This window comes from uncultured Meiothermus sp., assembly GCF_937863175.1.
Classification (GTDB): domain Bacteria; phylum Deinococcota; class Deinococci; order Deinococcales; family Thermaceae; genus Meiothermus.
The window spans coordinates 1-11,194 of sequence record NZ_CALMCQ010000469.1 but is presented as its reverse complement, the minus strand read 5'-3'; the positions used below and the strand labels follow the sequence as shown (position 1 = coordinate 11,194).

The window sequence follows — 11,194 nt, the reverse complement described above, 5'->3', positions numbered from 1 at the left end:
CTAGCGGTAGAGGGCACTCACGGGTTCTAGCTTAAGGCCCAAAGCGGAAAGCGCAAAGCAGGGGAGAAAACATCAAAGGCCGGGTAGTTCGTCGGAACCGTTCTTGTCAAGCCGGATTCGAGAGGCCGACCTGGGCACCGACGACTTCCCCCCACGCTACCGAGGACGGAACGGCAACCTGTCCGGCGCTGCACTGGCTCGGGTAGCGAAGTGTTTGTACTCAGGGCGGCCCCCAAAACAGGCGAAAGCCCAGAGCAACACGGCAGGCGACCTGGAACCTGCAACTTGAGGCATCAAATATCCGGCAAGTCCAGATCGGGGATGCGATTAAAGGCGATGCGGGTGACGGCACTCTGCTCGGTGCGGTGCATACCTGCAAAGTAGACGGCCTGGGGGCCGTATTTGCGGTTAGCCTTGTCCATCGCCCGGGCCAGATGCACCAGTTTCTGGTCTTGATCGAACAAAGGCCAGCTCAGCTCGCTGCTGGGAGTCAGGCTGCCTAAGGCAACCCCTACCTTGAAGGGAGTGCCCTCGGGCTTTTGTTGCCATAGCCGCAGGGTGGTGCGTAAGAGGGTCAGGGTGTCCTGGCTGGGCTGGATGCGGATGCGGGCATCCCATTTGCGCTTCTGGCTGTTGTCCAGGAAGCGCACAAACAGGGCTACGGAGCCTGTCCAGTAGCCTTCGTGGCGCAGGCGGGCGGCAGCGCGGTGTACCAGCCTCGAGAGCACCGATCGGGCCCCGGTTTCGCTGCGAAACACCGGGGGCAGGACATGCGAGTGGCTCAGGCTGCGCCGCCGTGTGGGGGCCTCGGGCAGGTCGGTTCCCCGCAGGCGGTGCCACCAGGCAAAACCATGCACCCGGCTGCCCCAGACTTGAGCAAGCTGCAAGAGCGAAAGCTGGTAGAACTGCTCCACCGTGGTAACGCCGTGTTGGAGCAGGCGTTGTTCCATGCTGGGGCCAATGCCGGGCAGATCGCGCAGCGTTAGCGGGTAGACTCGGTGGGGGAGATCGGACAACTGCAACAGGGTCAGGCCGTCGGGTTTGTGCATCTCGGCAGCGATTTTGGCCAGAAATCGGTTGGGCCCCAGGCCCACCGAGCAACGCATCTGCAGACCTACTTGTCGGTAGATGGCCTGTTTGACCTGTTCTCCCAGCCGCAGGGCTTCTGTAGGCACTTTTTCCCGGCCCATCAGCCTGCAGACCATCTCGTCAATCGAGAGCACCGCCTCGATGGGCAGCACGCTATCTACAGCTTGCAGGATTTGATGGTGGATGCGGATGTACTCCTTGGGGCGGGCCTCGACGATTTCCAACCTGGGGCACAGCAGCCGCGCATCGTGCACCAGCGTCCCGGTCTTGACCCCAAAACGCTTGGCCTCGTAGCTGGCGGCAATGCAACAGGTGGTTTCGGCCAGCATCGGTACCACCGCCACCGGCTTGCCGCGCAGTTCGGGCCGGAGTTGTTGCTCCACCGAGGCAAAGTAGGAATTCATGTCCAGGAACAGATAGTTGATACCCATGCGAACCTCCGGTATGAGGGCTGTGGCTCACTGAAGCGGTTCAGTGATTACGTATATTACATAATACAACTATCATATTTTTGCAAGAACAAACAACCCGAACCATCTGATCGGGACTCCCCTACAAGATGCAGACCCCTTCCGGTCGTCGGCCTTTCGCGATGCATCCTCGAGCGGGAATCTTAATCCAGGGGGCCTTTCGCCGTCGCCCAGGTTTCGGGGGCCAACCCGCCAAACATGAACACTTTGCCGCCCTGGTGGCTGAGGTGCAACCCAGCCAGCCTTTGTTTGACCAGGATGCGCGGCTCTGGAGACTGGGCGATAGGTGGAGGGTTTTGCAGGCAGCCAGCCGGTATCCGCGCACCCCACGACGGCAAAAAAAAACACCGCCAAACCCGCCCCTGCTGATCCACATCGAGCGGAATTAGGGGTGCGGGCGGTGCCCGGTAGGGGTCAAAAGGAAAGAGCCCTCGAGAGGGCTCTTCAATGGCCAGCGACGGGTTAGAAGTTGAGTTTCAAGCCTGCGCGGGCGCCCAGCCCGAAAGTGCCACCGGTGTCGAAGCGGGGGTTGCCTTCCACGAAGAGGCCCAGCGGGCCAAACAGGTTGAGATCGAGCCCCACGGCTGCCGTGCCATAGATGGGATTGGCCAGGGCCGGCAGGAAGCGAGCACCCACCCCCACGTAGGGGCTAATCGGCCCACTGCCAAAATGGCGCATCAGGTAGGCTTCGATGCCCAGGGCGCTGGTGCCGAGGTTGTAATCCAGGCCAGCCCGCAAGCCAAAGCCCAGGAATACCTCGCGTACGCCCGCCATTCCGGTGACGGCCAGGTTGTTGGTATTGAAGACGCCGCCAGCGGGCTGGGGGATGAGGCCAAGAGCGGCGCCGGCGCCAAAGTAAAGATTGGGATCCCTGGGTGGAGCAGGGGTGACCGGAGCCACGGGCCGTACTTCAGGCTGGGGCTGGGGCTGGGGCGGAGGTGCGGGTTGTTGGGCCTGCTGGCGCAGCTCGCTAACCTGACCCTGCAGGGTGGTGACCTGGTTGCTCAGGCCGCGTACCTGTTCCTCCAGGGCAGCCACCCGGGCGGCGTCGGGACGATTGCGAATCTGCTCTTCCAGGGTGGCGATGCGGCGCTCGAGGGCGACCGCATCTTGCGGTGCAGTGGGGGCCGCTGGGGCCTGGCTCAAGCGCTGGACCTGCTGCTCCAGGGCAGCGATGCGGGTCTGCAGTTCAGCCGGGGTGGGGCCTGCCGGTTGGGCAGGCTGGGCTGGTTGAGCCGGAGCCTGGGCCAGCCGCTGGACCTGCTGCTCGAGGGCCGCGAGTCGCTGCTCGAGGGCCGCAGCCCGCTGGCTGGTCTCGATGGCCCGTTTGACCTCGGCCTCGAGTTCGGCCAGCTTACCGGCCTGATCCTGGCTGGTTCGCTCGAGGGCCGCAAAACGCTGCTGGAGCTGTTGAATCTCGGGAGCCACTTCCTGCGCACCCCGCTCGACGGCCAGGCGGCACTCGGGCCGGGTGGTCTCGAGGCGGTTGGTCTGGTAGAGGCGGAAGAAAATGAGGGCTGCCTGGTAGCGGGTCAGGTTCTGGTTGCCCCGAAAAGTGCCATCCGGAAAACCCTCTATCAAACCGCACTGTACGGCAAACTCTACGGCCTGGCGGGCCCAGTGCCCAGCCGGGATATCCCTGAACTGGGTCTGTGCGTGGGCAAACACGCCGAAGAATGCAGCCAGCACAAAGGTGGCAATGGCTAGACGGCTTTTTTGCATATAGACCTCCCCTTTAACTCAAGTTTTCGAGGCCAAGTGGTCTTGGCTCCGCTTCTTACGCTACGCAGCCAACGTGAGGGCCTAACTTAGCCAGCCAATAAGGAGAATTTGGAACTTTATCACCCATTTCAAATTCCTGTTGCGCCCCCACCAACACCCACCCACCCCGGTGCGTGTCTTACCCTGCATGACCGGGTCGGTTGTGCAGGGTATTCGTGGGAGCCGCTCCCGGCGAGCTGCAGCAGTGCTGCGGGTTCTGCGCGGTGAGTTTATGAAAGTGGAACAATGGCTAGATGAACGCGAAATTACCGAAATTCCACGTATACTTGCGTTTGTATGCGCATAATTGCCGTGCTTCCCTGGCTTATTGCAATTGCGCTTGCCCAGAGTGCGCTGACCCATACCGTTCAGCGGGGCGATACCTTGTTCTCGATTGCCAGACGCCACGATACCACCGTGGAAACTCTGATGCGGCTCAATGGCCTGAGCGGCTCCACCCTGAGCGTGGGGCAGGTGCTACAGCTGCCGCCTCGAGTGGTACAGCACACCGTACAGCGGGGCGATACGCTCTTTTCCATCGCCCGACGCTATGGCTCTACGGTGCAGGCCATCCAGAAAGAAAACGGTCTGGAAGGCACCACCCTTTCGCTGGCGCAGGTGCTCCGGGTTCCCCTGGCGAGCGGGGTTGCGCCCAGCAGCCCGGCGGCAAACCCCTCTGCTCCCACCCCGGATCTGTCCCCTACCACCCCCAGTCCGGCCCCACCGGCGGGTTCTTCGGCCAACCTGGTTAACTCGACCCCGCTACCCAGCCCCACCCCACCCCAACCTGCACCGGGTCAGCCCTCGCAACCTGCACCGGGTCAGCCCTCGCAACCTGCACCGGGTCAGCCCGCACCGGAACCTGCGCCGCAGCCCCAACCCAGCAGTTCACCCACCCACCCTCTGGCCACCCAGCCTCTGGACACCGACTATGACCCCTCCCATCCGCTAATCCAGGTGGTGCTCAAATACCTGGGGCTGCCCTATGTGTTTGGGGCCAACTCCGACCGTGTGGTGGACTGCTCGGCTTTTGTCCAGCAGGTCTTTGCCGAGGTGGGCATCAGGGTGCCCCGCACCAGCCGCGAACAATGGGCAACCTTCACCACCGTACAGGGGGGGATGCGCAAAGGGGATCTGGTGTTTTTCAGCTTTGGGGGCCGCCAGATTGACCATGTGGGCATCTACCTGGGCCGGGGGGTGTTCGCCCATGCCAACAGCTATGGCAGCCGGGTCGTAATCGAGAGTCTGGATAGCCCTTTCTACCGGCGGGTCTACCGTGGGGCCAAACGGGTCGAGGCCTTGCAGGCTGTGCACCCGTAGCGAGCCCCGCCTGCCAAAAAAAAACCGATTATTCCCCAATGGAGCGGGTTGCGGGGCGGTCTGGCCGCTGGAGATTTCGCCTGCCGGGCCAGTTTCACCGAAGAGCTCAACAACGTGCGTCCAGAGCCAGAGGCGCAGAGATCCCCTTCCGACCGGGGTGGCTTGGCCGATGCCTTCACTCCTAAAAATTCGTGACAAGGATTGTCGCACCCAACCCCCAGACTGTCGGGCGTGGAAAACAACCACCGCATCCCAGGCATCCCTGTTGGCATCGGCAAAAAGAACCCTGGCTGGTCGAAAGGAGGAATTGTACTGTTGCTTGCTGTGTTGACCCTGGCGATACACCCGAACCTCGGGACGGTCGTGCAGACCGACCCTGTGCCAGTAGCCGGGGATGGGCCAAAGTGCTGTACGGGCGGATAGACCACGGGGAAGCGACCCTACAGGGGAAGCCACAAGGCTTCCCTGGATTTCTTATCATGAACACGTGCGCGGCAAAAATACCCAGGGAGTCCAAACCAGCGTAGATGCCTTACTCGAGCATCATCCGGGCAGGTTAGTTCAGGTGCTGGCGCGTATGGTGTATGAGGCCGATGGTTACGCGGCTGCGAAGAACCTGGTGCAAGGGGCCTTTGCGCGGTTGCCCCCCGACTTTCTAAGGCAGAACCCCCAGGCTGCCGTGCTGTATGCGCGTACCCTTTGCAGCGCACGGATGCACCAGACCCTGCTCGAGCTGACCGACACCCTGCATTTGCCCCATCCTGTCCAGGCCAGGATGCAGCTATTTCGCAGTTGGGCCCTGTCGCGTACCCAGCAGTCCGCCGAGGCCCTAAGGCTCCTGGAGGCCAACGAAAGCGAGCTGGAGCCAGCAGATCGCGGAATGTGGCTGCGTTTCCGAGCCGATGCCCTGGCCTATTTAAACCAGCCCGGCTGGGTGGAGGTCTTTGCCCAGGCCCGGCAGGGCTTGCGCGGGGGCGCTCTGGGCCGCTGCTTGATGGACTGGGGTAACCATCACTTTCGCTTTGGCGAGGCCAGCCTTGCTCGAGGTCTGTGGGCGGAGGCGCTGGCCCACCTTGCTCACGATCCGTACTACCTGGCCTGGCTGCACCACAGCCTGGGCATCACCGTGCTGCATACCCAGCCCGCCGAGGCCGAGCGGCACCTGCTACGAGCAGTAGAACTGAGCAAAAGCCAGCAAGCCGAGGAGTTTCGCGCCCGAGCACTCTGCGGTCTGGGGGCGGTGCGCCGGGTGCTGGGGGAGTGGGATCGGGCCCTGTTCAGCTACCAGCAGGCTGCCAGGGTGGCCCGCGAACCCGACGACCTGCAAGAAGCCTACTGGGGCATGGGCTATACCCACCGCCTGAGCGGCAAGCCCGCCGAAGCCATGGGCTGCTTCTGGCGGGCCCACGCCGCCGAGCCCGCCGATACGCTATATGTGGACATCGCCCTCACCCACCTGATGCTGGGTAACCCCAGCGGGGCTGAGGCCGCCCTGAGTCAGGCCCTGCAAATCGCCGGGCGCGATGCGGCAAAAGCCCAGCTGGCGCGGGCAGAGCTGGCCCGGCAGCACCGAGAGAGCGAAGCCCTCGAGATAGCCCTGGCAACCCTGGACTGGACCCAGCCCTGGCTGCAAGAAGAGCGCCCCTGCTTGCCCGCCCTCTTTACCGAGGCCAGGCGCCGGGGCTACCTGAACCTGCCCCGGCCACAAAGCAAACCCCCCCTGGTCGAGGTTCGCGCAGCCGGCCTTTTGCGGGTAAAGGTCAACGGACGGGAAATTCCCCTGGCCCCCACCGGACGGGCGGCAGAACTTCTGGTCTTGCTGCTGGAGTACAGGGGAGAGGCCACCCTCGACCAGTTGATGGACAAGCTGTACCCCGAGAAGGTCAGCCGCAGGAAGGCCAGCCAGGCCATCTGGCCGCACCTCGAGCGCTTACGCGAGGCGCTGGGCTGGGAGGGCAGTGTTCTGGCGAGCAGTGGAACCTATCGCCTGGACCCCGGCTCAGTCTGGCGCTACGACCTGCACGGTCCAAAAGCCCAGAAAAAGGCTTTGTTTCTCGAGGGCATCTACCGCAACTGGGTGCAGAACCGGCGCGAGGAGTTGTCCGAATGAGCCCTGCGCCCCTTGCGCAATGCCGATAGCCCGGGCGATTGTCCATCGCTTCTCGCAGCCAGTCCAGCCGGGTATGAGTGTACAGATATCAATAGTCTTGAGTACCAAAGTTTCTATCTGCTGATTTCGACGCCCCTTCGACGCGGGGTTCCTAAGCTACAACTCGGGTTGGGTAAGACCTATGATCAATCGGATCAATCGCGAACCACGCCGGGCCAGCGCCGACCATAAGAAGTCGCTGCGCCTGTTGGAAGCCAGAGACTTGCTGGCGGCCAGGCCCTACTCGGCCCAGGAGCTGGCCCAGGTTCTGGGCGTGGACAAGCGTACCGCTTTGCGCTATCTGCTCGAAGACCTGCAGGCCATCGAGGTCGCCAGGAGAGGGCGTTCACCCCAGTATCAGCTGCTGCAGGGCCACGAGCTGAGCCCGGTGGAAGCCCTGGTCACACACAGCGCCCTGCGGATGCTCTATCACCACACCCCCGGCTACGAGCCCACCTACCTTTCGGCCCTTAAAAAACTGGCCCGGCGGCTGCCCATGCCTGCCCAGGAACTGGCCCTCAAGAGCACCGAGGATCTCGAGCGCCGCAGTCTGAGACACCAGGACGAGGGTATGGCCATGGCAACGGTGGCCGAAGCCTGGTTTAAGCGCCAGGTGATCGAGTTTGACTACCTTAAGCCCGGGGGCTCGGGCCGGCCGCGCAAAAACCTGCTCGAGGTCTATTTCCTCGAGGTCGCCCGCACCAACCTGGGCATGTACGTGATCGGGCACGAGCGTGGCTACCACCATGCCCTGCGCACCTACAAACTCAGCCGGATGCGCCGGGTCAGAACCCTGGGCGAGCCGGGCGCCTATACCATCCCTAAAGACTTCGACCCCCGAGACTACCTCTCCAATGCCTGGGGGGTGGTCGGGAGCAGTGGCGGAAAGCCGGTGGAAGTGCGGCTTTTGATCCGCCCCGAGGCCGCCTACCGCATCGAGGAAGGCGGCTACCCCAACCTGCATATTGCCTCGAGGCTTCCCGACGGGGGCCTCGAGGTTTGTATTACCGTGGGCACCACCAGCGACAACTTTCCGCTCGAGCTTTTGTCCTGGGTGCAGAGCTGGGGGGCGCGGGTGGAGGTGCTGGAGCCGGAAAGCTTGAGAAGTAGGTGGCTTCAGGAGGCTCGAGCGGTGGCGGCGTTGGGTGACAAGGATTGACACGGGAAAACGCTACATTGAGGTGAAGATGCTTTCGGATCGGGCTCAAGCCCTCTGGGCTAAAAGTGATCGGGATAATCAAGCGGGATCGTGGCATCCCGTCATTGGGCACCTGTTGGACGTCGCAGCTTGTGCCGAGGTAATTCTTGAGCGAGAGCCGCCCAAGACCCTCGAGCTGTACGCCCACGACCTCGGCCTCGAGCCCGCCGCGGCCAAGGCTTGGATTTGCGCCTTGGTGGGCCTTCACGACCTCGGCAAAGCCAGCCCCGCGTTCCAGCAGAAGTGGCCCGAAGGCAAAGAGCGAATTTGGAACAAGGGCCTGACCTGGAAAACAGACCCCACCCCGACCCCTAAAGACATTTCCCATAGCGTTATCAGTGAGGAGGTACTGCCCGCACTCCTCGAGGGTAAAGGCTGGACTCCCAGGGCCGCGCAAAACGTCGCGGCAGCAGTTGGGCAGCATCACGGCTTCAGGGCCACCCGACAAGACCTTGATGCTGTAGTCACCAAAGAGAAGGGTAAGGGGGTTTGGGATGACGTGCGCGGCTGGCTGTTCGACGAGGTGTTGCGGGTGCTCGAGGTGGGCAAGGCTCCGCAGATTTCTATGTACGGTGGGGCTGCCTTCGAGCGTTTGGCGGGCCTGACCAGCTTTGCCGATTGGATCGGCTCGAGCTTCGACTTCCACCCGGTGGGTGACGATCTGACCGCCTACTACCAGAAGGCCAAGAAATGGGCAGCGGAAAAACTAGATAGCGTGGGCTGGTTCAAGCGGGAAACCCTGATGCCCGAATCCCAGCCCATCGAAGCAGTCTTCGCCTACCTCGGCAAGCCCGGCCAATCCTTCAAAGCCCGCCCCTTGCAGGCCACCCTCGAGTATCTCCTCGAGGGCTTCTCGAACAGCCCCGCCTTGTTTTTGGTCGAGGCTCCGATGGGCGAGGGCAAGACCGAGGCCGCCCTCTACGCCCACCTGCGCCTACAAGCCCTCAACGAACATCGCGGGCTCTATATTGCCCTCCCCACCCAGGCCACCGGCAACCTGATGTTCGAGCGGGCCAAGGAGTTCTTGGGCCGCTTTGGTCGGCGGCTCGATTTGCAACTGCTCCACGGGGCTAGCCAACTGGTTGAGGCGTACCAGAAGATTCTGGTGCAGCCCAATACTTCCGACCACAGTGATGAAGGTGTGGAGGCCCAGGTATGGTTCTCGCACCGCAAACGCGGACTGCTGTCCGAATATGCAGTAGGGACGGTGGATCAAGCGCTGTTGGGTATTCTGCCCACCAAGCACCAGTTCATCCGGCTGTGGGGTTTGGGCAACCGTGTAGTGGTGCTCGATGAGGTACACGCCTACGATACCTATACCAGCGGCCTGATCGAGACTCTAGTGCGCTGGCTGCGGGCGCTGGGCTCCTCGGTGGTGCTGATGAGCGCCACCCTCCCCAACGCCAAGCGAGCGGCCTTGCTCAAAGCCTTCGGGGCCGCCCACGTGCCCGAGGCCGCCTACCCCCGCATTACTCGAGCCCTGGCCCACGATCCCACGCCTATAGCCCAAACCTTCGCGGCCCGCCAGCAGCCCACCCTGACCGTGCAGGGGGTGTCGCTCGAGCTGGGCCAGATGGCCCAAAAAGCCCTCGAGCAGGCCCGAGGGGGCGGCTGCGTGGCCTGCATCGTCAACACCGTGCAGCGGGCGCAAGACCTGTACCAGCTCTTGGTCAGCAGTCCCGATGGTGTGGAGGTCTGCTTGTTCCACGCCCGCTTCCCACTCGAGGATCGCTTGCGGCTCGAGCGCTGGGTCAAGGTCAAGTTCGGCAAGCACAGCGCCCTGGGCCGACGCAGGCCGCGCAAGGCCATCCTGGTTGCCACCCAGGTGGTCGAGCAATCCCTCGACCTCGACTTTGACGTGATGTTCACCGACCTGGCCCCCATAGACTTGGTGCTCCAGCGGGCCGGGCGGCTCTACCGCCACGCCCGCAAAGCCGAGGAGCGGCACGGACATACCCAGCCTGTGCTCTGGGTGGCGGGCCTCGAGGCTGGGGGCATCCCCGAGTTCGGCTCCGCCGAGCGGATTTATGAGCGCTATATTCTGCTGCGGAGCTTCCTGGCCTTGCACAACAGCCCCCGCATCGCCCTCCCTGCCGACATAGACCGCTTGGTGCAGGAAGTCTATAGTGAGGCCGTACCATCGGGGCTTTCGGCGGAGTGGGTGGAAGCCCTCGAGCAGGCCCAGGCCCGCATGGACAAGCGGGACTCCAGAGATGCCGACGAGGCCTTCTACGCCGCCTTCGGCGAGCCCGACGAGACCGACTGGCTCGAGGCCCCCGACCCCCGCAAACTGCCCGACGACGAGCCCAACCCCGACGACGACCCCAGCCAGCTCAAGACCCGCAAGGGCAGCCCCAGCGCCACCGTGGTGCTGCTGCACAAGGTGGGCGGCATGCTCTACCTCGACCCCGCCGCCCAACACCCCGTCAGCCTCGCCAGCAAGCTCGAGCTAACCCAGGCCAAGCGCATCTTTGCCCGCTCGATCAAGCTCAGCCGCCGCGAGCTAACCCGCAACGACTTCGAGGCGTTAAGGGTTCACCGCAAGCGCCAAGGCTGGGCCGCCAAGGTCTGGAGCGAGACCCCGCTGCTGGCCCACGCTTACCCGGTGGTGCTCGAGAACGGGAAGGCCGTACTGGGAGAACTCGAGCTAGAACTTCACCCCGAGCTTGGCGTGGTGTATGGGGGTGCGCTAAGATGAACAGCGTTCCCCGTACAAACGTGGATGAACCGGTAGTTGTGCAAAGGGATTGTTTTCCCCACATAAGTGGGGTCACTACATCAAGAACTAAGGTTGTAGTGCAGAGGGTACAGGAGATTGACAGATCCTCTGGCTCTTGCTATAGTGCCGTAAAACCCCAGAACCCCCCACGCCGCCAAGCAGAGAGGGGTTCCTGGGTGAGATTGGAGGTGGACTCCTTGCTCTACGGCATTTTAGCAGATGAGGACCTCATACAGATCGTTCTGGATGCAGCACGTGCGGCAGAGATCGAAAATACCACTAGGCTCCGGGCTGAATTCCAGTTGCGGTTAGCCGACTATCGCCTTCTCGGCCAATATGGTGACCTCGACCAAGGGGAAAAGGATAGCGACCTCGAGCATTGGGACTGCGACACCTCATGAGTCCTCGAGGTGTCGTTGTTTTTGTCATGTTTGACCCATAAGGAGGTATTTTTTTGCCCACGTTCAACCTAGTCGTAGAACCCTGGA

Annotated in this window: 7 protein-coding genes; 5 read left to right on the top strand and 2 right to left on the bottom strand. The window is 62.7% G+C overall.

Annotated elements, in window-relative coordinates:
- Window positions 1–293 precede the first annotated feature (293 nt).
- Window positions 294–1,520 carry a DNA polymerase gene (locus tag Q0288_RS17385; protein WP_299433486.1) on the bottom strand — a complete coding sequence of 409 codons (1,227 nt, stop codon included), beginning with the start codon at window positions 1,518–1,520 and terminating at the stop codon, window positions 294–296.
- A gap of 501 nt (window positions 1,521–2,021) precedes the next feature.
- Window positions 2,022–3,281 (bottom strand): S-layer homology domain-containing protein, encoded by a 1,260-nt coding sequence (locus Q0288_RS17380; protein WP_299433483.1) that lies wholly within the window; start codon window positions 3,279–3,281, stop codon window positions 2,022–2,024.
- Window positions 3,282–3,617: 336 nt separating this feature from the next.
- On the opposite strand from Q0288_RS17380, the gene Q0288_RS17375 reads away from it, so the two are divergent.
- From Q0288_RS17375 to Q0288_RS17355, 5 genes are all read left to right on the top strand, one after another.
- Complete coding sequence (locus Q0288_RS17375; RefSeq protein ID WP_299433480.1) at window positions 3,618–4,640, top strand: peptidoglycan endopeptidase; 1,023 nt, start codon at window positions 3,618–3,620, stop codon at window positions 4,638–4,640.
- A gap of 487 nt (window positions 4,641–5,127) precedes the next feature.
- Window positions 5,128–6,750 (top strand): tetratricopeptide repeat protein, encoded by a 1,623-nt coding sequence (locus Q0288_RS17370; protein WP_299433477.1) that lies wholly within the window; start codon window positions 5,128–5,130, stop codon window positions 6,748–6,750.
- A gap of 181 nt (window positions 6,751–6,931) precedes the next feature.
- Window positions 6,932–7,948 (top strand): WYL domain-containing protein, encoded by a 1,017-nt coding sequence (locus Q0288_RS17365; protein ID WP_299433474.1) that lies wholly within the window; start codon window positions 6,932–6,934, stop codon window positions 7,946–7,948.
- Complete coding sequence (gene cas3 / locus Q0288_RS17360; protein WP_299433471.1) at window positions 7,935–10,685, top strand: CRISPR-associated helicase Cas3'; 2,751 nt, start codon at window positions 7,935–7,937, stop codon at window positions 10,683–10,685. The genes Q0288_RS17365 and cas3 overlap by 14 nt, the downstream gene beginning before the upstream one ends.
- Before the next feature lie 218 nt (window positions 10,686–10,903).
- On the top strand, window positions 10,904–11,107 hold the full coding sequence (locus Q0288_RS17355; RefSeq protein ID WP_299433468.1) for a hypothetical protein: 204 nt from the start codon (window positions 10,904–10,906) through the stop codon (window positions 11,105–11,107).
- The last annotated feature ends 87 nt before the right edge of the window (window positions 11,108–11,194 follow it).

What these genes read in the sequence shown, in the direction of transcription:
- Q0288_RS17385 (WP_299433486.1), bottom strand. Translation starts at nt 1,520, where the DNA reads ATGGGTATCAACTATCTGTTCCTGGACATGAATTCCTACTTTGCCTCG.
- Q0288_RS17380 (WP_299433483.1), bottom strand. Translation starts at nt 3,281, where the DNA reads ATGCAAAAAAGCCGTCTAGCCATTGCCACCTTTGTGCTGGCTGCATTC.
- Q0288_RS17375 (WP_299433480.1), top strand. Translation starts at nt 3,618, where the DNA reads ATGCGCATAATTGCCGTGCTTCCCTGGCTTATTGCAATTGCGCTTGCC.
- Q0288_RS17365 (WP_299433474.1), top strand. Translation starts at nt 6,932, where the DNA reads ATGATCAATCGGATCAATCGCGAACCACGCCGGGCCAGCGCCGACCAT.